The sequence below is a fragment of the Xanthomonas euroxanthea genome, assembly GCF_903989455.1.
Lineage (GTDB): Bacteria > Pseudomonadota > Gammaproteobacteria > Xanthomonadales > Xanthomonadaceae > Xanthomonas > Xanthomonas euroxanthea.
In genome coordinates this window covers 59,498-84,438 of the sequence record NZ_LR861803.1, presented here as the reverse complement: position 1 = coordinate 84,438, position 24,941 = coordinate 59,498, and the positions used below count along the sequence as shown (strand labels likewise).

Sequence of the window (24,941 nt, the reverse complement as noted above, 5' to 3'; positions counted from 1 at the left end):
GATGAAATACCACGCGGCCGGCAGCGGCATCGCATTCCTCTGGGAGCAGTGGCTGCTTTAGACGCCGGTAACCGACGCAAGCTTGCGCACGCGGCGCCGCATGGCGCAAGCCAACTGCGGCGCTGCACTCTACTTCGACCTTGGGGAATGCCTTATCGATGACCAGCCAGAGGATGCGGCATCCACAGACTGACCAGCGGCTGTTGCCTGAAAACGCCGCATTGATCATCACCGACTATCAGTCGATTCACCTTTCTTCGATCCGCATGAATGGGACGAGAAATAGCTCTGACCACGGTTTTCAACCCCGGTTTTTCCGGATCCTGCTTTTTTCCAGTTGTTGGAGTAGCAGCGTTCGAAAAAGCAACAACAGCGCGGCCAGGTGCCGACGTTGTAGAGATGCCTCTCTACATCGCGCCGCTGGCTGTCACATAGACCTCCGACGGGTCGAAGGGCAGGCAAGCCAGCAGAGCGGATCGATGTGGGCCGGTCGACTGGCCCAGCGAGTCATGACCTACCCAAAGCGCGTCTCCGACACGGCGCAAGTGGTATCCACCGGTCGAGCCATTCGTAAAAACGGCCCTGACCAGGTAAGGCTGCGTCTTGTCAGGGCAAGCGAACTCCCTTCTGAGAAAGTTGCTGGGGCCATAATCGGGCAGCTTGACGGCCGCATGGCTATGGAGTTCGCGCGCCGCCGACTCGAACATGGAGATCGGAAGCTCGACGTGACTGGTCAGCGGTAGTTGCTCTGGCTCGGCGCCATGCGGCCATGTGGTTGGCGTATCTCGCAGCCATGATTCCGCCGCCAGGCAATTGCCTACAATGCCAAAGAGCACAGCGGATGAAGAGAAAATCTTTATAGAAGCTCTTTCGACCATCGCTAAACCTCCAAGGGTAAGCAACCTAACTATACAACGGGTGCCCGAATTGAGCTGCGCCCCCAGGCGGCATCGGCTTGATTAGAGTGTCAGCCATCGTATTCGATCAGGCCTGTGGCTTGCGGAAGGTCTGCAATGAACTGCGCTATTTGCTCGTCGTGAGAGGCCGATCGGAGAGCAGCGGCCTCTTGCGCGCATGTCTGGATGAGTGCCTCTTTTTCCTCTGCGGATGAAGATTGCAGCTCGGCTGTCATCGCCTCCATTGCTTTCACCGCCGCGTCCGGATCGATAAGGTCGTCCCCGGAAAACTCCAGGAAGACATACGCAGCAATCAGAGATTTGCAGAGATATTCCATAAGGCCGGGCGAGTTGGATGTTTGAGAGGAACAGGAGCGACTCTACCTCCTTCCCATGGACGACGTAGGTTGGCAGGCGTGACTACCAAGCACATCTAGCCGGCCGGTCTCGATGCACTGCCAACCTACGCAGTGCGATGCCCTGACCTCACTCGCCCACCGCCGCGCGGCAGGCGGCCAGGGCGCGGCTGATGTGTTTTTCCACCATCTTGACCGAGATGCCCATGACGGCGGCGACTTCCGGGTAGGTGAGGCCGTCGAAGCGGTTGAGCATGAAGGCCTGGCGGCATTTGGGCGGCAGCGCGGGCAGCGTGTGGCTGTGCAGGTGCTGCAGGGTGCGGCGGGCGTCCACCAGCTGGTCCACCGCCGTGCCGGCGGCGGCGAGCGGTTCGCTGTCCTCCAGCGGCACGTGGCGGGCGGCGTGCCTGCGGTGGCGCGTACGCCAGTGCTCCAGCACCACGTTGTGGGCAATGCGGTACAGCAGCAGCTTGTAGCTGTGGATGTCTGGCGTGTTGCGGTAGGCCAGCAGGCGCAGCAGCGTTTCCTGGGCAAGGTCGGCGGCGGTGTGCGGGTCGCGCAGGCGCCGCCGCATGTAGGTGAGCAGCTCTGCCTGCAGCTGCACCACGGCCTGGTCGAAGCGTTCCCAGGGCGGCGCGCGCTCCTCGCGCACGTGCCAGCGCGTGGTGAAGCGGCCAAGCGCGTAGAGACCCGCCGCGGGCGCGCGGGCCGGCAACTCGCCCACGGCGTAGGCGCTGCGGTGGCGCCAGGGGCGACTGCCGTAGCGCTCAACCGGCGCCGCGCTTGCGGCGTACGCGCGTGGCGCGACCACCTGCCCGATGACACCGTGGCGGTCTGCACACAACGCGCCGGTCATGCCCTCACTCATCATGCGACGTCTCCAGCAACGGGCCGGGCACATGCGGTGCGCACATGCGCTGCGGCGTGATCAATGTGGGTCTACAAGGCTGATGACCAGCTCGCCATCGCGCTGGCGGATGTGTAGCTTGCTGCCGATGGCAAAGCCCAATTGTTCCAGCCAGCGGCCGCGCAGGCGCAGGGTAGGAATGCGCTGGTGACTGTCGGGATAGTACCCATAGCCAACGGTGCACTGCTGCGGCGCACGCGGCCGGCCGGGCCGCCGTGGTGTGCGGGGTTCGGCACGGGGTTCGGGGATGGGCGTGCGCTCGAGGTAGCGTCGCGGCGGGATCGAGGGATCCAGCGAGCGCCAGACGACTTCGGTAGGCGGAGCCACCGTGGCGCGCTTGCGCGCAGGCGTGGGGCGGGATGAGGATCGACGCATGGCAAAGCCCTCCTTGACGAACAGGCCCCGTCGCACGACGCGACGGGATGTCGGGAGGCTAGAAACCGCAGACAGACTTCAGAATTGTTTTCCCAGACAGCTTTGCATTAGCTGCACTCCGACATACGCATCGCGTCGGCTGCACTCGTACAAAAAATCCAGGTACAAAAAACCCACCGGTTTGACGGAGGTGGGTACCGCTGTCTGAGGAGTTTCTAGGCTCCTTGCAACCGAGATTGCTACCTGTTTGGCGGTGTGTCAACTGGTAACTAGTGCGTCATTGCCGCCGCGCGTCCATTCGAAAAAATTACGTGCAAAGCCGCACATGTGGGCACCGGACATCGCTTCAACTTGACCCAACTCACCGCCACACGCACACTTCCGCTCGGAGCCTAGAAACTCCACACAGACAGCGGTACCCACCTCCGAGAATTTGGTGGGTTTTTTGTGCTCGGCCATCTGGCCTGGCACTGCTCGGCGTTCTTGCGCCGGGAGGGCGGCGAATACAACACCCGCAAGGGGAATAAGCCCGCCGGCTGTCTGCGGTTTCTAGCCTCCCGGCATCCCGCTGCGTTGTGCAGCGGGAGCCGCTTCACGGCAAGGAGAGCGGCATGCACGACGAACCCGGCTACTGGATGTCCGAAGGCACGCAATACCACCTGCTACGCGTACGCGACCAACTGCGCCTGCTGGCCACCTTGGCCGCACCGCGCGCTCGCGAAGAAGGCGCCATGGGCATGCCGGCCATTCCATTGCAGCAATGGGCGCACTGCCTACAGCACCTTGCCGAGCAGGTAGACGATGTGTTGGAGGATTTGGATAGTGTGTGGTAGCGGAATGCATCAATGCACGCACAAGAACGACCCACACATCGTCGCTTCGACATGGAGCGCGCTGGTAGCAGCTGTGTCGGAATGGTTAGAAGATTTCGATTCCATCATCTCACTGACAGAAAGAAAATCTAACCTTCTTATTCTACCATTTTAAACTATCTGAATAACTCCACGAGCATATTCAATGGCTTTACTTACGCCAGCTAACGTCAAGAAAAAATATTGTTTTATAAAATAATATTTAAGCGAGCGCTACGAACCTTTCTGAAACTCGGCTAAAGAGGTTGCTTATCAAAGGCCCCGGCCTTGCTGCAACGGTTTCTAGTAGCGACTTTGTGTGGTGGCGGACACCACGCCCTCTGTAACTTGCGTGCTTTACAAGCAACGTTAAAAGTGACTTTCCTCGCAGCAACCTTCCGTAATCCTCAGATATCTTCAATCTCAAATTTTCAGGATAGTCTTCGCCACTTTGTAAATTACTTAACTCGTCGTAAGATTCGAAAACGTTGTCTGGATGAAGACTTAAATTTGAGTCCTGACCTTCGATAAATCTTGACATGGCAAGCGCATACCATCGAATGAACTTTTCCAAATCTTGATGGTACTTTTTAGCTTCCATCTCAGTCAGAATAGCAGGAAGGTCGCCATCACGATAAACATCGTTCTCTATAGAGTATCCATCTGTAAAAAATAACAGCTCATGCTCCAGGTCCGGCGGAACGCCTTCATATACGAAACAATCTTTGTCCGCAATAAATGTTATTTTTACTGCATTTAGTTCGTTGCGCCGATTGAAAATCTCAATGACTCTACTTCTACCTCCTACCGGAAGGATTGAAACCCCCTTGTCTGAGAGCCTTTCTTCAAGCTTCCTGTAAATGATGACATCATCACTGCCTTCTATAACTATGGTAGGGAGTGACGTTTTTTTTAGCAGCGCAATTATCTCGTCCATCGACATCTCGAGAGGCGTACTCATTCAGATGCCCCTTGATCCCCACGATCCGTATCAATTTGCAATTCTTTGTCTGGATATTTACCGTATATGAATGGCGAGTGAGTTGCGATAACAAATTGGTTGCTTGTTTTTTGTGACATCAAGGTTGGGAAAAGTTGTCGTTGCCAATCGACATGAAGACTAAGCTCTGGCTCATCTATTATAAAAACAGCATCTTGATAGAAAGCATTATAAGAAATAAAGCTCAGCATCTGTTTCTCGCCTGCCGACAACATATCTGAGTTGACTGCTCCTGCCGCTTCACCGAAACTGATTTTGCCCAACTGGATTCCGCTATGTTTAAAAAGCCTCATTACAAGCTCACGGACGGCCTCAATTGGACGCATGATTGTTTCCCGCGAACCTTCCACACTTTCTATTTGCTGACGAACCTCGTCTAGAACGCGGTAGGCTTCGTCTAACTGCAGGGCTCCAGACTGCTCTCCTTTGTCAGATTTGAAATCTCTTATCCGCTTGATGACCTCCTGAGATGTCTTTTGTTGCAAAGAATTATATTGCTCTGATAACTCAGTATATTTCTTAAATAGTAGATCTACGATATCTACTGTGCTGAGCGAAGCAACAAACACATGCTTGCGGTTAGATAATCTCCCAGAAAGCGTAACAAGTGAATCTTCAACCTCAGATCGTCCTCTAGCATTGCGAGCAAACGGGGGTTGGTCGCGATCAGACATGGTGAACCCACCCTCAATTCTTCTGAAAGTGGGCAGGAAGATTGAAGATCCTAATGATTGAAGGTACTTATTTGCTTCATCTTCCGCATTGAAGAATACGTCACCTTCATGGTCCTCAACATCTGTAAATTCTCGTAACTTCCCGTCCTGCAACCAATCAATTTTGCAGGTATTCTTGGATAGCCGGTGGACGGTACAATCATAAAGATCTGTTACAAGCCTAATTCTCTTAAAATCGACCTCTTTAAGAGCAAGCAGGATGTTGCCGCTCATGACATACCATAACAGCTTCAAGACACTGGTTTTTCCAGAGCCATTTCTACCTGTAATGATATTTATGTCATCATTGAATTTTAATCGTACCGATTCGTCGCGGCCAAATAGCCCAGTGACATCAAAAGTAATTATCTTCACCATTATCCCTAACTGTTAATCTACCTGATCAATCGTTGCGTGATTCAGATTGATACAACTATCGGCCCTACCTAAGAAATCTCCACTATGGAGGAATCTCGGGAATGAAAAAGGGGTTGCCCATCGGAAGTTGTAAACGGAGCGAGCGCCACCAACCAGTTCATACGCGCACCGTGTTTTGTTGAGTCCTTTTAGCGTGTATGGCAATCTTTTGAACACCAAAAGCAGCCATCTACTTTGCTGTAATAGCTTCTGGCTGCGACAACTGCGTCTTTACAGTTAAAAAATTCCCCCAGATACGTACGCTCAGTAGGAAGATAAGCACATACATCTTTATGGACCTCATGTTCTCCAGTAAGCTGCGGCCTATTGTTCACGTAGTAAGAACTCATGTAAGTCTTCCCGTTTTTATATGATTATCGATTTTTAATCGAGGATTTTTTATATTGATTTCTTAGGTGTTGCGGCCCAGCTATCTACCTTTGTTCGGGTCTCCAGCAGTTTGCAGTTCTGGGCGCGCGACAAACAAGCGAACGCGACCATGCAGCACATGGCGAGCGCTACGTTGGTGCATTGATTCAAGCATTGTGCGATTAGGTCGCGTTGCTCCGTCAGACACAGCATGCTGTTTAGGATGAAAGAAATTGCCAAGTCCTACAACGAACCCAAGCGGACATTGCAATAACCCCATAGCCGTAAACCCGGTACTTCCCCATCTGCTTCCCATACTTAAAACCCCCGTTCCAGTCTGCACCCTACCGTTATGTAGAGGTTTTGTCAGCGGGGTACCCGGCATTTTGTACCAGCGGTGTCATCGGATGTGACTCCACGCCCTGAGATCACTTGAGTGAGAGGCGCTCGTGCTTGGTCGAGCGCCTTCACCGATTTACTGCAGTGCTCGCTTATTTACTGCAGTGTTCGCTTAATTACTTCTTCTTTTTCTTGTCCGGCGCTTGACTTAAAGCGGACGCGGCCGCTGTTTTTGAATCCTTGCCGGTGCTGCCACTTTTCAGGACCTTGCTAGCCGCCTTTGCTGCTTTGGGGCCGGTTTTCTCGTTGGTCGCCATGCGTGTGACCTCCTCGCCACCCGAATGGTGACCAGGCGACGCTAGGCCGATTAAGTTGGCCGCACAAGTCTGGTTGCAGCGCGCGATGCGGCAGATACTGCAAGACCGTCAGATCCAACCGCTTGCCGGTGTCCTAAGCAAACCCACGTAGTCCGGATCAGCCGTCTATATTGACCCGCGTCTTTGGCGTTGCCATCTCCGCTTCCCTGAAATGAAAAAGCCGGCGCAAGGCCGGCTGTTTCTGCCTGACTGCTACGGTGCAAGCCCGTAGCAATGAGGGCTAGGTGTTGGCGCAGGCATGCAATGCGGCCAGGCCTGCACGTTGGCCTTGGCTGCTTACGCGGGCACACACACCGCGTCTGCCAGCAAGGCGCGCTGCCTGTGCAGATGCTGCTGGAAGCGGCTGGCGTAGTCCTGCGCCACCGCGCCGATGACGCTGGGCCGGGCGGCCAGGGCGGCGCGCCATGCGCCGATGCGCGGCAGCCCTTCAAAGAGGGGTGCACAGACATCGGCGGGCAGCAGGCCGAAGTAGCGCAGCAGCGGGGCGAACACCACATCGACCATGCCGAACGTGGGGCCGGCGAAATACGGGCCATGGCCCAGCGCCTGCTCGAGCTTTTGCAGCTTGCCGCGGAAGGCGGCGCTGGCGGTGTCGGCGCTGGCCTGGTCGCTGGCGTTGAGGAACTGCCAGGCGTCGGCAAAGGTGGGCGCGGCAAACTCGATCCAGGCGCGTTGCTGTGCACGTTGCAGCGGGTCGCGCGGGTACAGGCTGGTGCTGCCGCTGGTCTCGTCGAGGTAGTCGCAGATCACCACGCTCTCGAACAGGGTGGCCACGCTGCCGTCCGGCTGGCCGATGCGCAGCAGCGGCACCTTGCCGGTGGGCGACAGGGCCAGGAACCAGTCCGGCTTGGCGTGCAGGTCGATGTCCACGCGCTCGAAGGCGACATCGTGTTCCAGCAGCACGATGGCGGCGCGTTGCACGAAAGGGCACAGCGGGTGGCTGATCAGGGTGAGGGTGTTGGGCATGGGCAGTGGCTCGCGTTGCAAAAGGTGGTGCCAGGGCAGCCGTGGGCCGGCCGTGCCTGCATGGCAGAAAACGCCTGCGCATCGCCATGCAACCGGGGCATGGCGATGCGCAGGCGCAGGTGGGTGCCGGCAGGGCGGCGATGCGCGCCGCCTGCCGGCGCCTGGCGGGGGGCCGCCAGGCTCAGCCGTTGAGCAGGCGCCCGCCGTCGACCACGATTTCCGACCCCACCGTCCAGCTGGATTCGTCCGAAGCCAGGTACAGCACGGCCTTGGCCACCTCTTCCGGGGTGCCGAAGCGGCCCATCGGGATGCTGGCGGCGATCTCCTCGTTGAGCTTTGCACGGTAGGCATCGGGCACGCCGAGCTTGTCGTACAGCGGGGTTTCCACCGGGCCGGGGCTGACGGCGTTGACGCGGATGCCGCGGCCCAGCAGTTCGCTGGACAGGGTCTTGGTCATGCTGAGGAAGGCAGCCTTGGTGGCGGCGTACACCGACGAGCGGGCCATGCCGGCATGCACATTGACGGAGGTGTTGAGCACCACCGAGGCGGGGTTGGCCAGCACCGGCAGCAGCGCCTGCAGCAGGAAGTACGGGCCCTTGACGTTGATGGCGAAGGAGGCGTCGAAGGCCTGCTCGGTCCACTCTTCGATCGGCACCCAGACCGAGACGCCGGCATTGAGGAAGACGACATCCAGCTGGCCGTAATGGGCCTGCACCGCCTGCGCCAGCTCCTGCTGGGCGGCAACGCTGGCCGAGTCGGCGCGCAGCACCGGCACGTCGGGCCCCAGGATGGCCTGGGCCTTGGCGATGGAGTCGGGGTTGACGCCGGTGACGATGACGCGGGCGCCTTCGGCGAGGAACTGCTTGGCGGTTTCCAGGCCAATGCCGGTGGTGCCGCCGGTGATGAGGGTACGTTTGCCTGCAAGACGTGACATGGTGTGCTCCTGATGGTGCGGTGCCCGGCCGCCGTATGGCGGCCTTCGATGCGGCATCTTCGCCCCATGCGCCTGCTGCTATAAGATCCTGCGGGAACATAACCTTCATGCGCTGTGCGCATGAATCGAGGACGCATGGACCTGTTTCTGCTGATGACCTGCTTTGCCCGCGCGGTGGAGACGGGCAGCTTTTCCGCCGCCGGGCGCGACCTGGGGCTGGGCCAGCCCAACGTCAGCCGGCATGTGGCGGCGCTGGAGCAGCACCTGCAGACCCGGCTGCTCAACCGCTCCACCCGCAAGCTGGTGCTCACCCCGGAGGGCGAGCGCTATTACGCGGAGGTGCGCCGCATCCTGGATGCAGTGGGCGAGTCTGAAATGGCGCTGCGCGACGATGTGCAGCCATCCGGGCTGCTGCGGGTGGCCTGCCCCACGGCGTTGTCGCACACCTTCGTGCTGCCGCTGGTGCCGGCGTTCTTGCAGCGGTTTCCGGCGCTGGAGCTGGACCTGCAGATCAACGACCGCTACGTGAACCTGCTCGACGAAGGCGCGGAGCTGGCCATCCGCATCGGCCACCTGGACAGCAGCGCGCTGCGCGCACGCCGCATCGGCGCGTTCACGCGGGTGACGGTGGCCAGCCGCGCCTACCTGGACAGGCGCGGGGTGCCGGCCGTGCCCGAGGACCTGCGCCACCACGACTGCGTGCTGTACACGCTGCTCAGCACCGGGGCGAGCTGGCGTTTCCGCGATACCGACGTGCCGGTGTCCGGCCGGTTCCGGGTCAACTCGCCCGAGGCCGCGCGCGCGGCGGTCAGCGCCGGGCTCGGCATCGGCCTGGGCCCGGCGTGGCTGTACGAGCAAGGCCTGGCCTCGGGCGAATTGCAGACCGTGCTGGATGCCTTTGCGCCGCCGCCGGCGCCGATGCAGATTGTCTACGCCGCCAACCGGCTGGTGCCCAAGCGCGCGCTGGTGTTCATGGATTTCATTGCCGAGGCGTTTGCAAAGATTCCGCAGCTCAACCGTTAGCGCCACCTGCGCTGCGGTGGTGCCGGTGCCGGGGCGCCGCCGGCGCTTCGCTTTCCTGCACGCATGTGCCGCTGCGGGCGCGGGAATGCTCAACTTTGTTCGCCCGCGCGCGGCCTGCGCGCAAGGCTCGCCTAAGCTCGCGGCACCTTCCCCATGCACGGCTGCCACGCCCATGTTGAGCAGACACAGTCTCGCGCTTGCCACCTTCATGGCATTGAGCGGTTGCAAGCAGGCCGGCGAGCAAGCGACCGCGCCCACCGCACCCACGCCTGCGGCGGCAGCCACCGCGGCGGCGCCGGCGCTGGATATCAACGAACTGGATCCAGGTGCCGACGCCTGCCAGGATCTGAATGCCTTTGCCAACGGCAAGGCGCTGGCCAGGGGCATCCCCGACGACGAGGTGGGCATCGGCACCTCGTATGACGTTTACAACGCCAGCTATCGGGATCAGCACGCCATTGCAGAGGCCTTGCTGAAGACGCAGCCGGCCAGCGGCTCGGTGGAGGAGCTGGTCAGGACGTTCTACGCCTCGGGCATGGACGAGGCGGGCATCGAGCGGCTGGGCGCGGCGCCCATCCAGCCGCGGCTGGCGGCGATCGATGCCTTGACGGATGCGGGCGATATTGCCGGCTTCATCACCCAGCGCCACGCCGAGGGCGCCAACGTGCTGTTCCAGTTCATTGCCCAGCCCGACGCGCAAAGCGTGTCGAAGATGGTGGGCTATGCCCTGGTCGAAGGCATGACGCTGCCCGCAAAAAATTATTATGTGGACGCGCAGTACGCGCCCATCCGCAAGGCCTACCTTGCGTACATCCAGCGCACGTTCGTCCTGGCCGGCGTGCCGGCCGAGCAAGCGGCCGGGCAGGCCGGGCAGGTGCTGCAGCTGGAAAGCCGCCTGGCCGCCGCGCTGCTCACACCGGCCGAGCAGCGCGAGCCGAAGAACATGTACCACTGGCTCACCACCGCGCAGGCCAATGCGCTGACGCCGCACTTTGCCTGGGACCGCTTCATGGCCGCGCAAGGTGTCAACGGGGAAGGCGGCCTGGCGCTGTCGCAGCTGGCGTTCTTCAAGGCATTCGATGCGCAGTTGCAGCGCGCGCCGGTGGCGCAGTGGAAAGCCTACCTGCGCTTCCGCACCATCGACGATGCGGCACCGGCACTGAGCAAGCCGTTCGCGCAGAACCACTTCGCGTTCCACTCCACAACGCTGGAGGGCCGGCAGGTGCAGCAGCCGCGCTGGAAACAGGTGATCACCACATTGAACCAGACGATCGCCGAGGCAATGGGCCAGCTGTATGTCGCCCAGAAATTTCCCCCGGCCTCCAAGCAGCAGGTGCTGGCGCTGGTGGAGAATGTGCGCGCCGCCATGAAGCTGCGCATCACGCACGCCGACTGGATGAGCCCTGCGACCAAGGCCAAGGCATTGGACAAGCTGGCCAACATGATGCCGAAGATCGGGTATCCGGACACCTGGCGGACGTGGTCGGGCCTGCAGCTGGACACCGGCACCTACCTGCAGAACATCGAGCGGGCGGCGGCGTTCAATCACCGCGCCGAGATGGCCAAGGTCGGCAAGCCGGTGGACCGCAAGAGCTGGGGCGATGTGGCGCCGCAGACCGTGAATGCCTTCTACGCACCACGCGAAAACAGCATCTACTTCCCGGCGGTGATCCTGCAGCCGCCGCTGTTTGCGGCAACGGCCGACGATGGCCTCAACTATGGCGGAATCGGCGGGTTCATCGGCCACGAGATCAGCCACGGCTTCGATGACGAGGGCAGCCAGTTCGATGCCATCGGTGCCAGCCGGAACTGGTGGCTGCCGGCGGACCGGGCGGCCTTCGAAGTGCGCACCGGCAAGATCAAGCAGCTGGTGAGCCGCTATGTACCGCTCAAGAGCAGGCCGGACCTGCACGTCAACGGGCAGCTGGTGCTGGGCGAAAGCATCGCGGACTTCACCGGGGTCACCATCGCCTACGACGCGCTGATGCTGGATCTGCAGCAACACCCCGAGCGCAATGTCGCCGTGGACGGCTACACGCCCCAGCAACGCTTCTTCATCAACTGGGCCCGGCTGTATCGCAATGCACGCCGGGAAGAAGTGCAGGTGAAGGCGCTCAACGCCGACCCGCACCCGCCCAGCGTGGTACGCGTCAACGCCGGGCCGTCCAACATGCCGCAGTACGCCAAGGCGTTCTCGTGCAAGGCCGGCGATGCGATGGTGCGCTCCGATCAGGAGCGTGCACAGGTCTGGTGAGGCGGGCGTTTTGCCGCGTGGTGGGTTGGTGGCCGTGGATGCATGGATGGCATTGCAGCGGCATGTGCGAACAGTCTGCAGCGCATGGTGGCATCGCGTCCTTGACACGGGCCGTGATGCAGTCGTCGTGACGGCACCACTTCGTTTTTGCGCACACTGGCCGCTGATCGCGTTGGGGGAATGCTCAACTTTGTTCGTCTGCGCGCAGCCTGCGCCAAGCGCTCGACTAAGCTCGCTGCACTCCCCCATGTACGGCTGCCACGACCATGTTGAGCAGGAACCTTCTCGCGTTTGCGGCCTTCATGGCATTGAGCGGTTGCAAGCAGGCCAGCGAGCAGGCAATCAACGCCAAACCTGCAGCGCCGGTTCCGATGGCCACTGCCGCTGCACCGGCGTTGGATATCAACGAACTGGATCCCGCTGCCGACCCCTGCCAGGATCTGAATGCCTTTGCCAACGGCAAGGCGCTTGCCAGAGGCATCCCTGACAACGAGGTTGGCATTGGTACCTCGTTTGATTTCTACAACCGCGCCTATCGGGATCAGCACGCCATTGCAGAGGCGTTGCTGCAGTCGCAGCCGACAGCCGGTTCGATCGAGCAGCTGGTCAGGACGTTCTACGCCTCGGGCATGGACGAGGCGGGCATCGAGCGCCTGGGCGCGGCGCCGATCCGGCAACGGATCGCCGAGATCGATGCGCTGAAGGATGCGCGCGCCATTGCCGGCTTCATTACCCAACGTCATGCCCAAGGCGCCACGGTGCTGTTTCAGTTTGTTGCGCACCCGGATGAAAAGGACGTTTCGACGATGGTGGCCTATGCCAACGTCGAAGGCATGACGCTCCCCTCCAAGGATTACTATGCCGATGCGCAATATGCCGGCATTCGCAAAGCCTACCTGGCGTATATCGCGCGGTCGTTCGTGCTGGCGGGAACACCGGCCGCACAGGCATCGGTGCAGGCAGCGCAGGTGCTGCAACTGGAAAGCCGCCTGGCCGCCGCGCTGCTGACGCCGGCCCAGATGCGCGAGCCCAGCAACACCTACCACTGGCTCACCACGGCACAGGCCAATGCGCTGACGCCGCATTTTGCCTGGGACCGCTTCATGGCCGCGCAAGGTGTCGAAGGGGAAAGCGGCCTGGCGCTGTCGCAGCTGGCGTTCTTCAAGGCATTCGATGCGCAGTTGCAGCGCGCGCCGGTGGCGCAGTGGAAAGCCTACCTGCGCTTCCGCGCCATCGACGATGCGGCACCGGCCCTGAGCAAGCCGTTCGTGGAGAACCATTTCGCGTTTTACGCCAAGACGCTGGAGGGCCGGCAGGTGCAGCCGCCACGCTGGAAGCAGGTGATCGATGCGTTGAACACGACGATCGCCGAGGCGATGGGCCAGCTCTATGTGGCCCGCCACTTCTCTCCTGCCTCCAAGCAGCAGGCGCTGGCGCTGGTGGAAAACGTGCGTGCCGCCATGAAGCTGCGCATCACGCATGCCGACTGGCTGAGCGCTCCGACCAAGGCCAAGGCATTGGACAAGCTGGCCAACATCGTTCCCAAGATCGGGTATCCGGACCGGTGGCGGGATTGGTCGGGCTTGCGGCTGGAAGAGGGCGCCTATCTCGACAATATCGAACGTGCGACCGCTTTCAACCACCGCGCCGACATGGCCAGGATCGGCAAGCCGGCCGATCGGATGAGCTGGGACGATGTGGCGCCGCAGACCGTAAATGCCTTCTACGCGCCGCGCCAGAACAGCATCTTCTTTCCTGCGGTGATCCTGCAGCCGCTGTTGTTCAGTGCCACTGCCGACGATGGCCTCAACTATGGCGGGATCGGCACCATGATCGGTCACGAGATCAGCCATGCCTTCGATGACGAGGGCAGGCAATTTGATGCCATCGGCGCCACACGCAATTGGTGGTTGCCCGCGGATGTTGCCGCGTTCGACACCCGCACCGACAGGATCAAGCAGCAGATGAGCAGCTACGTGCCGCTCAGGAACCGCCCGAACCTGCACGTCAACGGGCAGCTGGTGCTGGGCGAGAGCATCGCCGACTTCACCGGGGTCGGCACCGCCTACGATGCGTTGATGCTGGATCTGCAACAGCACCCCGAGCGCAACGTCGCCATCGATGGGTATACGCCCGAGCAGCGCTTCTTCATCAACTGGGCGCGGAAGCACCGCAGTGCGCGCCGGGAAGAAGCACAGGTGAAGGCACTCAACGCCGACCCGCATCCGCCCAGCGTGGTACGCGTCAACGCCGGGCCGTCCAACATGCCGCAGTACGCCAAGGCGTTCTCGTGCCAGGCCGGCGATGCGATGGTGCGCTCCGATCAGGAGCGTGCGCAGGTCTGGTGAGGCGGGCGTTGGTCGGTGCGGCGGCCGCGCAGGCCGCCGTGCTGCGTTGACGGCCTGCCGGGCCGTGCCCGGTGAGGCGCCGGGCTGCTGCAGCTGCGCCGGCGGTGCCTCCTGCACGGCCGTGCATTCGGGCCGCGCATTGCACGCTTAGTCGAGCGGTCTGGGCGCCGGGCGCTGGTAGTTGGAAAACGTCTTGTAGAGCGCTGCGGCGCGCTCGTCGGCAACGGCATTTTCGACGCCGCTCAGCCCTTTCGCCGCGATGGCGCGCGCGGCTTTGCCATCTCCCAGCAGGTACGCCAGGCGCAGGTAGGCCAGGCTGTCGACCAGGTTCTTGTGCTGCGTGTCGCTGGCGTACACCTCCGACAGGCCGTAGTAGGCGTAGAGGTTGCCGGCCAGTGCGGCCCGCCGCAGGATGCCGATGCCGGCGGAGAAGCGGCCGGCAACTGCGGTCTTGATGCCGTAGACCACCGTGGCGGCCTGGTTGCCTGCTTGCGACGCTGCCTTGAGCTGGTCCAGCTGCAAGGTATCCAGGCGTGCGCGCTCGCTCTCGGTGGGGTAGCCGTGGGTGAGCAGCCATTGTGCTTCTGCCTCGGAGTCGGCCACCAATGGCCCACTGGCCTTGCACGCGCCCGGACCCTGCGGGCACAGGTAGCGCCGTGCCTGCTGGCTCACGCCCTGGGTGAGGGCGGTTGTTCGATCCGGCGACGGCGCTGCTGCGCCGGGGCCTGCCGTGGCTGCGGCCGCTGCAGGCGCAGCCGCTGACGCTTGGTCGGTAGGCGCTGGCCGGCCTGTGTCTTTGCAGGCGGCGAGCGCACTGCACAGGGCGGCCAGGGCCAGGACGTGGGTTGTGCGCATGGGTCACTCCATTCCGTTGAAGACGGCGGCATGGTGCGCGATGTCGGCGCGCCATGCGACTGCGGCCTTTGCCTGGGCCTGTGGGCATGGGAAGCAGACACCGCCCCGAGGGGGGCGGGCAGCGAGCTTCCTGCCGTTGGCCCCCTCGCTCAGGCACCTGCCCCGTTGATCGCCCACTGCGCCGCAAAGGCGCGTTGGTAGGCCGGCCGGCGTTCGGCGCGGGCGACATAGGCCAGCAGTTCGGGGAAGGCGTCCAGCAGGCCGAAGTGCCCGATGCGCAGCAGCACCGACGCCATCAGCAGGTCGCCGACGCTGAAGTCGCCATCGAGCCAGGCGTTGCTGCCCAGGTGCGCGGTGAGGTGCTGCAGGCGCCGGCGGATGCGCTTTTGCAGCAGCGGCATGCGCTCTGCGGTCCAGGGTTTGTCGGCTTCCAGCAGCGTGGCGGTGGCCAGCTCCAGGCTGGGCGGCTCCACCGTGTTGAGCGCGGCAAACATCCAGGCGATGGCACGGGCGCGGGCGTTGGGGTCGGCCGGCAGCAGGCCGGGATAACGCTCGGCGATGTGCAGGACGATGGCGCCGGTTTCGAACAGCACCAGCGCGCCCTGTTCGAAGGTGGGGATCTGCCCGAACGGGTGCAGGGCCAGATGCGCGGGTTGCTTCAGCGCGGCGAAGGGCACCCGCCGCACCTGGTAGGGCTGGCCCACCTCTTCCAGCGCCCAGCGCACGCGCAGATCGCGCACCAGGCCCTTGCCGCCGTCGGGCGAGCGTTCGAAGGCGGTGATGGTGATGGTCATGCAGACGGCTCCGTTGAGGTGAGCGGGCTACGGTGCCGGTTGCCGCCGGTGCGTGCAAAGGGCGGACCGGGCCATGCCGTAGCCGGCCCGGTGGCCGAAGGGTGCCACGCCCCTGGCCCGGCGGCGCAGCGGACCGGGCCATGCCGGGCGCCGGATCCCCTTGCGGCGCCAGGTCGTTGGCTGGAGGCGGCCGGCCAGGGCACGAAAGCGACCTGATTCAGGCCGGCAGGCGGTTTGAGACAAATTGCTCCCCTGGTCTCGCCTTTTCCGTATATCGTGCGCTACGTCACAATAAAATGTGACTGGTGTCGCACTTTATTAGCGGATCAAGGATTTCCACATGACCGACAACATGCTGGCGCTCACCACGCCGTTGGTGGGCGGGCGCGGTGCGCCAGCGCAAGGATGGTTGGCCATGCCGCCGCCGTTGATGGCCTCGTTCGACGAGCGCTGCGCGGCCCCGGCACCGCAGCTGCCCGCACCGGCCTCGGACATGCCGGGCCTCAGGCGCCTGCTGCGCAAAGGCGCGCGTGGCCTGCTGCGTACCCTGCCCTGGCGGCACCAGGACCGGCTGTATTACCTGCACACGTTCGGGCGGCTGCCGGACCTGTATGCGCCCAAGTGCTTCAACGAGAAGATCCTCTACCGCAAGTGCGTGCACGGCGATTACCCGCTGTACCAGCGGCTGGCGGACAAGTTTGCGGTGCGCCCGTATGTGGCGGCCAGGATCGGCGAGGCGCACCTGATCCCGCTGCTGCTGGACAGCACCGACCCGCAGGAGCTGTTGCGCCTGCCGCAGTGGCGGCAGACCGTGATCAAGGCCAACCATGGCGCGGCGATGGTGGAGGTGGTGCGCGAGGAGCCGGACGCGGTGCAGAAACGGCGCATCATCGAGCGCTGCGGCCAGTGGCTGCGCACCGACTTCTCCGACATGGTGCGCGAGATCCATTACCGCGATATTCCGCCGCGGATCCTGGTGGAGGAGTACATCGGCGATGCGCAGCAGGTGCCGGTGGACTACAAGTTCCACATGTTCCGGCAGGCCGACGGCAGTTTTCAGTATGTGCTGCAGGTGATCTATGGGCGCTTCGACACGCCCAAGCTGGCGATGACCTTCTTCGTGAACAACCTGCACACGGCCTTCCACCGCATCCGCGACGACGGGCGCACGCCGCCCAGCCCGCCGGCGCTGCTGGAACAGGCGCTGGAACTGAGCAAGCGGCTGGCGGGCGATGTCGATTACGTGCGGGTGGACTGGTACATCCAGCGCGGGCAGATCTACTTCGGCGAGCTGACCTTCACTCCGGGTGCGGGGCTGGTCACCGGCCTGGACCGCGGGCTGGACCGGATGATGGGCGACATGTGGGTGCAGCGGCGGGCGCGGCTGGACCCGTCCTTTGCGACGGACGGCATCCGCATGCGAGTGCCGACGCGGTGAGGTGAGTACGGCCGCGGCACGCCACGCGGCTGCGGGTGAGGGAAACGTGCACCGCGCCGTCGCGACGCGGCCGGCCACAGCGCGCCTGGCGCGCCAGCCGGCAGCGGCGGATACTCCACGGCCGCCGATGCGCCCGCATCCGGCGCACCGCCGACCGCGGTGCCGCACTTGCCCCCTTGCTTGCATGGACGCCCCCTTGCCGAACCTTCGCCTACACCGCTGCCTCCCACTCGGCCTGCTCGGCGCGTTGTGCGCCTGTACCGGCGCCGGCACCCCCGGCGCGCCGCGCCCGGAAGCCGAGCACTTCACCCTTGCCGAGCTGCAGCAGCTTGGCTGCACGGTCACCGCCACGCCCAAGCGCACCATGCACAAGATCCCGCTGATGGGCGAGGTCGATGGCTATGGCGTGACCAGCACCAGCGACTGCGCGACGCACCTGATCAGCCTGCTGCAGCCGATGACCTACGAGGACGCGGTGTGGGAAGGCGCACGTACCGCCGCCGGCAACTTTGCCAAGGAGCACGGCTTCGAGCGCGAAAGTTACGAAGGCCGGCTCGGCGAGTACAGCGAGATCGAGGTGTTCAGCCACGGCGGCACGCCGGTGGGCTTCGAGTACAACGTACAGGCCCGGGGCACGCTGCATTCGGTGATCGTGCTGTCCGACAGCATCGCGCCGGACGCGGCCTTCGAGGCGGTGTTGAAGACCAAGTTGTAGGGGGGGGCGCTGTCAGCGCGAAAGACGATTTCTCCGGAGTAACCGCTCCGAGCGCATCACGTGAACCACGACGACGCGCTGCCCATCCACACGGTAGAACACGCGGCACGGTGGTTCGACGATTTGACGGTAGCGGGAGCGCTTGAGCTCCTGCGGGCGGCTCCCGCTCTCCGGGTGCTCGGCCAATTGCTCGACATGTGCAACCACCCGTCTCACCAGTGCCGCTGCGGCGGCTGCGTCCTCAAGTGCAATGTAGTCGGCAATCGCGTCCAGGTCGGCCACCGCCGGCTCCGACCAGACTATTTCAGCCATCGCGCCAGGCGTTGTTTGGCCTGCTCGTGGCTCAGGCTGCGGCCTTCCGCTACCGCCATTTCACCACGGGCGATACCTTCGAGGATCGCCATCCGCTGCTGCAGGCGCTCATAGCTGGTGACATCGACCAGATATGCGCTGGGCAGACCATGCTGGGTAATCAGGATCGGCTCCTTGTCGCGCTCGACATCAGCGAGGAGTTCGGTGGCCTGACGCTTGAGCGTGGTGACAAGTTCTGTGCGCATGGAGTGACACTAAAGTATCACTCCGGGTGAGGCAAGTCGGCTGCGCCGGGCGAGGCGGCCGACCTGGCTACACCCCACCCAACGGCCGCAGGCACAACCAGATGGCGCACCAGTGCGACAGCGCGCCGCCCAGCACGTGGGCGTGCCAGATGGCGCGGTTGTAGACCAGCGACTTGCGCACGTAGAAGGTGACGCCCACGGTGTAGAACGCGCCGCCGGCGGCAATCAGCCAGAGCACGGTGCTGTCCAGGCCGGCGACGAACGGCTTGATCACCACGATGCCGGCCCAGCCCAGCAGCAGGTAGATCGCCACCCAGAAGCCCTTGGCGATGCCGGGCAGGAACAGCTTGGCAAACACGCCGAACAAGGCCACGCCCCACACGCCCAGGATCATCGCCCAGCGCCAGGTGCCGTCCAGGGCGACCAGCAGGAACGGCGTGTAGGAGCCGGCGATCATCACGAAGATGCCGGCGTGGTCGAACTTGCGCAGCATCGGCTGGCGCTGCGGCGGGGCGAAGTTGTAGGCCGCCGAGCAGCCGAACATCACCAGCAGCCCCAGCGCGTACACGCAGGTGGCCAGCAGCATGGCCTGGTTGGCGTGGGCGCGCCAAACCATCCAGGCACCGCCGACGATGGCCAGGAACAAGCCGGCCGCATGCACGATCACGTCGGCACGGCGGGCGGAGCGGGTTTTGTAGTGCGGGGCAGTGATGCTGGGGGAAACGGGCACGGCGGTTCTTCGAGAGGGGGGAGCCCACGCCGTGCAGGCAACGGTGACGCGGCGGGGGCAACAGAATACCCGGCTTGCTGAATCCGCTCAGTGACACAGGCTCGCCGGTTTGGCCCCGGTCTCATACCCTGAGACACCTCCCCTGTCTCATGCCCCTCTTTGGGAGCCGCCGTATGCCTCCGTTTGCCCTCGCTCCCCGCACCGAAACCGCCGAACGCGCGCTGGCCACCACCGATGGCCGGCCCAGCCGCGATGGCGCACTGCTCACGCAGCGCCTGGAACGGCGTTACCACGACCGCATCACCGGCAGCTTCACCCTGCCCGGCCGCGAGGGCCGCTATGCGCCGATCCCGGACGATGTGCCGGCCGCGCTGGCCGACGCCTTGCGCGCGCGCGGCATCGACCGTCTCTACAGCCACCAGGCCGACGCCTGGGCGGCCACCCAGCGCGGCGAGCATGTGGCGATCGTGACGCCCACCGCCTCGGGCAAGTCGCTGTGCTACACGTTGCCGGTGGTGAGCGCGGCGATGACCTCCGGCGCCAAGGCGCTGTACCTGTTCCCGACCAAGGCGCTGGCACAGGACCAGGTGGCCGAGTTGCTGGAATTGAACCGCGCCGGCGCGCTGGGGGTGAAGGCCTTCACCTTCGATGGCGATACGCCCGGCGATGCGCGCCAGGCGATCCGCCTGCATGGCGACATCGTGGTGAGCAACCCGGACATGCTGCACCAGGCGATCCTGCCGCATCACACCAAGTGGGCACAGTTCTTCGAGAACCTGCGCTATGTGGTGATCGACGAGATCCACACCTACCGCGGGGTGTTCGGCAGCCACGTCACCAACGTGCTGCGCCGGCTCAAACGCATCTGCGCGTTCTACGGTGCCAACCCGCAGTTCATCCTGTGCTCGGCCACCATCGGCAACCCGCATGCGCACGCGCAGGCCCTGATCGAAGAACAGGTGCACGCGATCACCGAGTCCGGCGCGCCCACTGGCGACAAGCACGTGCTGCTGTGGAACCCGCCGGTGGTCAATGCCGACCTGGGCCTGCGCGCGTCGGCACGCTCGCAGAGCAACCGCATTGCGCGCATCGCGATCAAGAGCGGGCTCAAAACACTGGTGTTCGCGCAGACGCGACTGATGGTGGAAGTGCTGACCAAATACCTCAAAGACATCTTCGACCACGACCCGCGCAAGCCGCCACGCATCCGTGCCTACCGCGGCGGCTACCTGCCCACCGAACGGCGCGAGGTGGAGCGCGCGATGCGCGCGGGCAACATCGACGGCATCGTCTCCACCTCGGCACTGGAGCTGGGCGTGGATATCGGCGCGCTGGACGTGGTGATCCTCAACGGCTACCCCGGCAGCGTGGCGGCGACCTGGCAGCGCTTCGGCCGCGCCGGGCGGCGCCAGCAGCCGGCGCTGGGCGTGCTGGTGGCCAGCTCGCAACCGCTGGACCAGTACGTGGTGCGGCATCCGGATTTCTTCGCCGATGCCTCGCCCGAGCACGCACGCATCGCGCCGGACCAGCCGCTGATCCTGTTCGACCATATCCGCTGCGCGGCGTTCGAGCTGCCGTTCATTGCCAGCGAACCGTTCGGGCCGATCGACCCGCTGGTGTTCCTGGAAGCATTGGCCGAAAGCGAGGTGATCCACCAGGAAGGCGACCGCTGGGAATGGATCGCCGACAGTTACCCGGCCAATGCGGTGAGCCTGCGCTCGGTGGCCGACGGCAACTTCGTGGTGGTGGACAAGAGCGACGGCAAGCAGCAGATCATTGCCGAGGTGGATTATTCGGCCGCGGCACTGACCTTGTACGAAGGCGCCATCCACATGGTGCAGAGCACGCCGTACCAGGTGGAGCGGCTGGACTGGGAAGGCCGCAAGGCCTATGTCACGCGCACCCACGTGGACTACTACACCGACAGCATCGACTACACCAAGCTCAAGGTGCTGGACCGCTTCGACGGCGGCGTGGCCGGGCGCGGAGATTCGCATCACGGCGAGGTGCATGTGGTGCGGCGCGTGTCCGGCTACAAGAAGATCCGCTACTACACGCACGAGAACATCGGCTACGGGCCGGTCAATCTGCCCGACCAGGAACTGCACACCACCGCGGTGTGGTGGCAGCTGCCGCAGGCCACCCTGGGCAAGGCGTTTGCGTCCAAGCAGGACGCGCTGGATGGTTTCCTGGGTGCGGCCTACGCACTGCACGTGGTGGCCACGGTGGCGGTGATGGCCGATGCGCGCGACCTGCAGAAGGCCGTGGGCAATGGCGACGGCGCGTGGTTTGCGTTGGCCGACCAGACCGGGCGCGGGCAGCTGCGTGGCGTGGACGAGGGTGAAGAAGGCGCGGTGGAGTTGCAGCAGGCGTTCGTGCCCACCGTCTACCTGTACGACAACTTTCCTGGCGGGGTGGGCCTGAGCGAGCCGCTGTGGCTGCGCCAGGCCGAGCTGCTGCAGCGCGCCGACGAGCTGGTGCGGCGGTGCGATTGCAGTGCCGGCTGCCCGGCCTGCGTGGGCCCGGTGCTCGCCGCGCACGAGGAAGGCAAGGGCGAGTCGCCCAAGTCGCTGGCGTTGACCGTGCTGGCGCTGTTGTTCGATGCCGATGCGCCGTTGCGGCATGCCACCCAGGTGGATGAGGACCTGGCGCTGGACGTGCTTGCATGAGTGTGAGTGCGGACCGGCTGCGGCTGTTGCGGCGCCAGGCCGGGCATGCCGATGTGCGTGCGCCGGTGGCGGTTGCAGACGGCGATGCAGCGCATGGCGCGCAGGCAGCGCCTGTGGTTGATGCGGATGCCGGAATTCTTGGTGGAGTGCCCCAACTGCATTCCAATGCAGGCGCGCCTGTTGCGCCGCATGCAGCGATGGCACGCGCAGTCGTGGATCCTGCTCCTACTAGCGACATTGCCGCACGTGAGGTGCGTCGTGGTGCATCTTCGCCCTGCGATGCGCCGGCGATCGCGCAGACCGGCGTGGACGATGAAACCTCAGCGTTCGCGACCGAATGCATGATGCTTTCGCCTGCACAACAGATGCATTCCGCAGTGGTCGGACGAACATCTGGTAAAGCAGTTGTTGTGGGCGATGCGCGCACGCGTGCCGCAAGTGAAATGTCTGCAACGGCACCGACGCGTGCGCCGGCAGCACCGGTGCCTGGCAGCGACCCTGGCGTGAGCGCAGAACGTTTGCGCCTGCTACGCCGTCAGGTCGGCGGGCTGACGCCTGCACCGCGCAGGGACGATGCGGTGATGCCCACGCGTGCACAACGTCAGCCTGCACCGGGTGCGGCTGCGGCTGCGTCACGCGCCCTGCCGCGCGATGCGATTACGCCAAGCGCGCAGCCCGGCAGCGCAGAGGCTGTCCGTGCGCCCCGTCCCCAGCCCGCCGCAGCGGCGATGACACGCCGCGCCCTGCAGGCGCCGCTTGCGGCGCCGCCTGCGCGCGATACCTCGGCGTTTGCCTGGGTGGAGCACGAGGTGCGCCACAAGCCGGCAGGCGCGGCGGCCGATGCGGCCGCGCGCGTGCCGGCTGTGCGCGCGACACCGGCTGCACCCACATCACTGCCGGCACCGCAGCGACGTACCGATATCGCCGGCCTGCGCCGGATGATCGGCCTGCGCGAGCGCGCGGTCTCGACGCACGCACCGCTGCGTGCGGCCTCCACCGACCGGCAGCTGCCCGGCAACGAGATCGCGCCCGGCCTGCACCTGATCGAAGCCTTCCTGCCGCAGGCGATTCCGCACCAGGCGCTGTCGCTGGCCTTCGCCAAGCGCGAGGACGCGGTGGACCCGATGGACCTGCTGTTCTTCGACACCGAGACCACCGGCCTGGCCGGCGGCACCGGCACGCGCGCCTTCATGATCGGCGTGGCCGATTGGCACATCGACGCTGCGCAGGGCAGCGGGCTGCGCGTGCGCCAGCTGATGATGTCCACGATGGCGGCCGAAAGCGCGATGCTGGACCTGTTCCGCAGCTGGCTGTCGCCGCAGACGGTGCTGTCCAGCTACAACGGGCGCTGCTACGACGCGCCGTTGTTGAAGACGCGCTACCGGCTGGCGCGCCGCGGCGACCCGATCTCCGCGCTGGACCATGTGGACCTGCTGTTCCCCACACGCCGGCGGTATCGCGGCACCTGGGAGAACTGCAAGCTGGCCACCATCGAACGGCAACTGCTGCGCGTGGTGCGCGAGGACGACCTGCCCGGCTCCGAAGCCCCGGCGGCATGGCTGAGCTACCTGCGCGGCGGCAGCGCGCGCAACCTGCGCCGCGTGGCCGAGCACAACCACCAGGACGTGGTGACCTTGTCGCTGCTGCTGCAGCGCCTGGTGGCGGTGGAGGCACAGGACCGCGAGGTGGTTCCGTTGATGGACGCGCCCTGAGGTCGATGCGCGATCGGTCGCGCAATCAGCGCAGCATCGGCCGGTGATTGCGATGCTGGATGCACCATGGAGCGCTCCCGACCGCCTTGCAGTGCGCACGTGAGAGCGACGCCCAGCCGAGCGCGCGGTGTGCCCGGAGCCGGTACTGCTGCGGCAATGCCATCGGAAAAGACGGCCGCGTTGGCGACGGGAAACATGCTGCGCCGCGCCGCGGCTTGCCGTGATCAGCCCTCGATCTGCGTGGCCAGCCCCTGTGCGATCGCCTCGCGCATGAGGCGCCGGGCTTCCTTGGACTGTGCGGCGGAGTTAACGACTGCTATTGCTATCGGCTTCAGGCATCGTTTCCTGCACTTCGTCGTCCCCCAGCCCACTTCGTCGGATCGCGTGCCCTATCTCGAGCCTGCTCAGCTATCGTGTGGCGGGATTTGCAAACGCGTTGCAGATAGGCCTCAGATCAAGACCTACAGGGAAGTGCGGATACATGAAACGCTGGCTGTTTGTCGCTTTGCTCACCCTTTCGTTCGCGGCGAAGGGGGTTGTCATCCGCGCCGATGTTGACGACTCAGAATATCGCATCGATCAATCAGCGTTTCCGGCGCTGGCGGACATGCCAGGCGAAGGGCATGGCGTGCTCATCGCGCCGAAGTGGGTCGTCACCGCCGCACACGCGGCTCCCATGGAAGGCATGGATGCGGAGGTAGCCATCAACGGGAACGCCTACAAAGTTGCTCGGGTATTCGTCCATCCTGGCTACAAACACATGCCCGACGCATTGGGCCAAGACGCGTTGAAGTCGGGCGATCCGTCCAGGATTCACGCCTTTCTGGCAGGTTCGGATGACATCGCGTTGATCGCGTTGGATGCGCCTGTTGAGCAGGTTGCACCGGTCGCTCTCTATCGAGACAGCGATGAGGTCACGGAAGTCGCCATGTTTGTAGGAAAGGGGGCAACCGGCGATGGCATTGAAGGGCAGATTCCCAACTCTCCACATCGTGGCGCGCTGAGGCGGGCGTACAACGCCATTACTGGCGCCAACGACCGCTATCTCTGGTATCGATTCGATCCCCCCACACAAGGCCTGCCACTCGAAGGTGTGTTGGGAAGCGGTGACAGCGGCGGCCCCGTCGTTGTGCAAGGTCAGGGCACTTGGCGGCTCATCGGGCTGGGATCGTGGATCACGGCAGTTCCGGAACACGCGCTAGAGGCTGGCTTTTATGGGCAAATGGTCTACAACGTGCGCATCTCGCGATATGTCAGCTGGATCGATGGCGTGATGTGCGCGGCAGATGGAGCCTTCTGTGCGGGGAACTAGCCAACGCGGCTGCCCCTAGCGCGTGCCAGGAAGA

Annotated in this window: 23 protein-coding genes; 9 read left to right on the top strand and 14 right to left on the bottom strand. The window is 63.7% G+C overall.

What is annotated here, in order from left to right; all coding sequences use genetic code 11:
* Positions 1 to 407: 407 nt before the first annotated feature.
* From H7A86_RS00330 to H7A86_RS00315, 4 genes are all read right to left on the bottom strand, one after another.
* Positions 408 to 878: a hypothetical protein gene (locus tag H7A86_RS00330; protein ID WP_147421283.1), complete on the bottom strand. Its 471-nt coding sequence runs from the start codon at positions 876 to 878 to the stop codon at positions 408 to 410.
* 89 nt (positions 879 to 967) lie between these two features.
* Complete coding sequence (locus tag H7A86_RS00325) at positions 968 to 1,234, bottom strand: hypothetical protein (protein ID WP_119130045.1); 267 nt, start codon at positions 1,232 to 1,234, stop codon at positions 968 to 970.
* 148 nt (positions 1,235 to 1,382) lie between these two features.
* The gene (locus H7A86_RS00320; protein WP_232099158.1) at positions 1,383 to 2,120 is read right to left on the bottom strand and encodes an RNA polymerase sigma factor; all 738 of its coding nucleotides are present in this window, start codon (positions 2,118 to 2,120) and stop codon (positions 1,383 to 1,385) included.
* Positions 2,121 to 2,180: 60 nt separating this feature from the next.
* A complete protein-coding gene (locus tag H7A86_RS00315; RefSeq protein WP_119130581.1) occupies positions 2,181 to 2,534 on the bottom strand; it encodes a SymE family type I addiction module toxin in 354 nt (117 codons plus the stop codon).
* A gap of 611 nt (positions 2,535 to 3,145) precedes the next feature.
* Between H7A86_RS00315 and H7A86_RS00310 the strand changes: the two genes are divergently transcribed.
* Positions 3,146 to 3,367, top strand: coding sequence for an XAC0095 family protein (locus tag H7A86_RS00310; protein WP_180707977.1), 222 nt, complete (start codon positions 3,146 to 3,148; stop codon positions 3,365 to 3,367).
* Positions 3,368 to 3,608: 241 nt separating this feature from the next.
* Here H7A86_RS00310 and H7A86_RS00305 read toward each other — a convergent pair whose 3' ends face one another.
* The 5 genes from H7A86_RS00305 to H7A86_RS00285 form a co-directional block, all read right to left on the bottom strand.
* Complete coding sequence (locus tag H7A86_RS00305) at positions 3,609 to 4,346, bottom strand: DUF4435 domain-containing protein (protein WP_119130042.1); 738 nt, start codon at positions 4,344 to 4,346, stop codon at positions 3,609 to 3,611.
* Complete coding sequence (locus H7A86_RS00300; RefSeq protein ID WP_232099157.1) at positions 4,343 to 5,473, bottom strand: AAA family ATPase; 1,131 nt, start codon at positions 5,471 to 5,473, stop codon at positions 4,343 to 4,345. The genes H7A86_RS00305 and H7A86_RS00300 overlap by 4 nt, the downstream gene beginning before the upstream one ends.
* 926 nt (positions 5,474 to 6,399) lie before the next feature.
* Entirely contained in the window at positions 6,400 to 6,540 is a 141-nt protein-coding gene (locus H7A86_RS00295) for a hypothetical protein (protein ID WP_166744737.1), read from the bottom strand.
* A 336-nt stretch (positions 6,541 to 6,876) separates the two neighbouring features.
* Positions 6,877 to 7,566, bottom strand: coding sequence for a glutathione S-transferase family protein (locus H7A86_RS00290; RefSeq protein WP_119130039.1), 690 nt, complete (start codon positions 7,564 to 7,566; stop codon positions 6,877 to 6,879).
* Between the two features lie 181 nt (positions 7,567 to 7,747).
* On the bottom strand, positions 7,748 to 8,500 hold the full coding sequence (locus H7A86_RS00285) for an SDR family oxidoreductase (protein ID WP_039518017.1): 753 nt from the start codon (positions 8,498 to 8,500) through the stop codon (positions 7,748 to 7,750).
* A 135-nt stretch (positions 8,501 to 8,635) separates the two neighbouring features.
* On the opposite strand from H7A86_RS00285, the gene H7A86_RS00280 reads away from it, so the two are divergent.
* The 3 genes from H7A86_RS00280 (at position 8,636) to H7A86_RS00270 (ending at position 14,125) form a co-directional block, all read left to right on the top strand.
* Positions 8,636 to 9,523: a LysR family transcriptional regulator gene (locus H7A86_RS00280; protein WP_119130038.1), complete on the top strand. Its 888-nt coding sequence runs from the start codon at positions 8,636 to 8,638 to the stop codon at positions 9,521 to 9,523.
* A 172-nt stretch (positions 9,524 to 9,695) separates the two neighbouring features.
* Positions 9,696 to 11,777 carry a M13 family metallopeptidase gene (locus H7A86_RS00275; protein ID WP_119130037.1) on the top strand — a complete coding sequence of 694 codons (2,082 nt, stop codon included), beginning with the start codon at positions 9,696 to 9,698 and terminating at the stop codon, positions 11,775 to 11,777.
* A gap of 266 nt (positions 11,778 to 12,043) precedes the next feature.
* Complete coding sequence (locus H7A86_RS00270; RefSeq protein WP_119130036.1) at positions 12,044 to 14,125, top strand: M13 family metallopeptidase; 2,082 nt, start codon at positions 12,044 to 12,046, stop codon at positions 14,123 to 14,125.
* Between the two features lie 147 nt (positions 14,126 to 14,272).
* On the opposite strand, the gene H7A86_RS00265 is transcribed toward H7A86_RS00270, so the two are convergent.
* Positions 14,273 to 14,980 (bottom strand): hypothetical protein, encoded by a 708-nt coding sequence (locus H7A86_RS00265; protein ID WP_119130035.1) that lies wholly within the window; start codon positions 14,978 to 14,980, stop codon positions 14,273 to 14,275.
* A gap of 149 nt (positions 14,981 to 15,129) precedes the next feature.
* Complete coding sequence (locus H7A86_RS00260) at positions 15,130 to 15,774, bottom strand: glutathione S-transferase family protein (protein WP_119130034.1); 645 nt, start codon at positions 15,772 to 15,774, stop codon at positions 15,130 to 15,132.
* A gap of 355 nt (positions 15,775 to 16,129) precedes the next feature.
* On the opposite strand from H7A86_RS00260, the gene H7A86_RS00255 reads away from it, so the two are divergent.
* Entirely contained in the window at positions 16,130 to 17,212 is a 1,083-nt protein-coding gene (locus H7A86_RS00255; protein WP_425509763.1) for an ATP-grasp fold amidoligase family protein, read from the top strand.
* A gap of 196 nt (positions 17,213 to 17,408) precedes the next feature.
* Positions 17,409 to 17,927, top strand: a complete 519-nt coding sequence (locus tag H7A86_RS00250) for a hypothetical protein (protein ID WP_232099154.1) — start codon at positions 17,409 to 17,411, stop codon at positions 17,925 to 17,927.
* Between the two features lie 12 nt (positions 17,928 to 17,939).
* Here H7A86_RS00250 and H7A86_RS00245 read toward each other — a convergent pair whose 3' ends face one another.
* From H7A86_RS00245 to trhA, 3 genes are all read right to left on the bottom strand, one after another.
* Complete coding sequence (locus H7A86_RS00245) at positions 17,940 to 18,239, bottom strand: type II toxin-antitoxin system RelE/ParE family toxin (RefSeq protein WP_104585946.1); 300 nt, start codon at positions 18,237 to 18,239, stop codon at positions 17,940 to 17,942.
* Positions 18,227 to 18,484 (bottom strand): type II toxin-antitoxin system Phd/YefM family antitoxin, encoded by a 258-nt coding sequence (locus H7A86_RS00240; RefSeq protein WP_104585948.1) that lies wholly within the window; start codon positions 18,482 to 18,484, stop codon positions 18,227 to 18,229. The genes H7A86_RS00245 and H7A86_RS00240 overlap by 13 nt, the downstream gene beginning before the upstream one ends.
* A 67-nt stretch (positions 18,485 to 18,551) precedes the next feature.
* A complete protein-coding gene (trhA, locus tag H7A86_RS00235) occupies positions 18,552 to 19,214 on the bottom strand; it encodes a PAQR family membrane homeostasis protein TrhA (RefSeq protein WP_119130032.1) in 663 nt (220 codons plus the stop codon).
* Positions 19,215 to 19,387: 173 nt separating this feature from the next.
* Between trhA and H7A86_RS00230 the strand changes: the two genes are divergently transcribed.
* From H7A86_RS00230 to H7A86_RS00220, 3 genes are all read left to right on the top strand, one after another.
* On the top strand, positions 19,388 to 21,883 hold the full coding sequence (locus H7A86_RS00230) for a DEAD/DEAH box helicase (protein ID WP_180707976.1): 2,496 nt from the start codon (positions 19,388 to 19,390) through the stop codon (positions 21,881 to 21,883).
* A 341-nt stretch (positions 21,884 to 22,224) separates the two neighbouring features.
* The gene (locus H7A86_RS00225; protein ID WP_119130576.1) at positions 22,225 to 23,595 is read left to right on the top strand and encodes a ribonuclease H-like domain-containing protein; all 1,371 of its coding nucleotides are present in this window, start codon (positions 22,225 to 22,227) and stop codon (positions 23,593 to 23,595) included.
* A 481-nt stretch (positions 23,596 to 24,076) separates the two neighbouring features.
* Complete coding sequence (locus tag H7A86_RS00220) at positions 24,077 to 24,907, top strand: S1 family peptidase (protein ID WP_119130031.1); 831 nt, start codon at positions 24,077 to 24,079, stop codon at positions 24,905 to 24,907.
* Positions 24,908 to 24,941: the final 34 nt, after the last annotated feature.

What these genes read in the sequence shown, in the direction of transcription:
- H7A86_RS00330 (WP_147421283.1), bottom strand. Translation starts at nt 878, where the DNA reads ATGGTCGAAAGAGCTTCTATAAAGATTTTCTCTTCATCCGCTGTGCTC.
- H7A86_RS00325 (WP_119130045.1), bottom strand. Translation starts at nt 1,234, where the DNA reads ATGGAATATCTCTGCAAATCTCTGATTGCTGCGTATGTCTTCCTGGAG.
- H7A86_RS00320 (WP_232099158.1), bottom strand. Translation starts at nt 2,120, where the DNA reads ATGAGTGAGGGCATGACCGGCGCGTTGTGTGCAGACCGCCACGGTGTC.
- H7A86_RS00315 (WP_119130581.1), bottom strand. Translation starts at nt 2,534, where the DNA reads ATGCGTCGATCCTCATCCCGCCCCACGCCTGCGCGCAAGCGCGCCACG.
- H7A86_RS00310 (WP_180707977.1), top strand. Translation starts at nt 3,146, where the DNA reads ATGCACGACGAACCCGGCTACTGGATGTCCGAAGGCACGCAATACCAC.
- H7A86_RS00305 (WP_119130042.1), bottom strand. Translation starts at nt 4,346, where the DNA reads ATGAGTACGCCTCTCGAGATGTCGATGGACGAGATAATTGCGCTGCTA.
- H7A86_RS00295 (WP_166744737.1), bottom strand. Translation starts at nt 6,540, where the DNA reads ATGGCGACCAACGAGAAAACCGGCCCCAAAGCAGCAAAGGCGGCTAGC.
- H7A86_RS00290 (WP_119130039.1), bottom strand. Translation starts at nt 7,566, where the DNA reads ATGCCCAACACCCTCACCCTGATCAGCCACCCGCTGTGCCCTTTCGTG.
- H7A86_RS00285 (WP_039518017.1), bottom strand. Translation starts at nt 8,500, where the DNA reads ATGTCACGTCTTGCAGGCAAACGTACCCTCATCACCGGCGGCACCACC.
- H7A86_RS00280 (WP_119130038.1), top strand. Translation starts at nt 8,636, where the DNA reads ATGGACCTGTTTCTGCTGATGACCTGCTTTGCCCGCGCGGTGGAGACG.
- H7A86_RS00275 (WP_119130037.1), top strand. Translation starts at nt 9,696, where the DNA reads ATGTTGAGCAGACACAGTCTCGCGCTTGCCACCTTCATGGCATTGAGC.
- H7A86_RS00270 (WP_119130036.1), top strand. Translation starts at nt 12,044, where the DNA reads ATGTTGAGCAGGAACCTTCTCGCGTTTGCGGCCTTCATGGCATTGAGC.
- H7A86_RS00265 (WP_119130035.1), bottom strand. Translation starts at nt 14,980, where the DNA reads ATGCGCACAACCCACGTCCTGGCCCTGGCCGCCCTGTGCAGTGCGCTC.
- H7A86_RS00260 (WP_119130034.1), bottom strand. Translation starts at nt 15,774, where the DNA reads ATGACCATCACCATCACCGCCTTCGAACGCTCGCCCGACGGCGGCAAG.
- H7A86_RS00245 (WP_104585946.1), bottom strand. Translation starts at nt 18,239, where the DNA reads ATGGCTGAAATAGTCTGGTCGGAGCCGGCGGTGGCCGACCTGGACGCG.
- H7A86_RS00240 (WP_104585948.1), bottom strand. Translation starts at nt 18,484, where the DNA reads ATGCGCACAGAACTTGTCACCACGCTCAAGCGTCAGGCCACCGAACTC.
- H7A86_RS00230 (WP_180707976.1), top strand. Translation starts at nt 19,388, where the DNA reads ATGCCTCCGTTTGCCCTCGCTCCCCGCACCGAAACCGCCGAACGCGCG.
- H7A86_RS00225 (WP_119130576.1), top strand. Translation starts at nt 22,225, where the DNA reads ATGATGCTTTCGCCTGCACAACAGATGCATTCCGCAGTGGTCGGACGA.
- H7A86_RS00220 (WP_119130031.1), top strand. Translation starts at nt 24,077, where the DNA reads ATGAAACGCTGGCTGTTTGTCGCTTTGCTCACCCTTTCGTTCGCGGCG.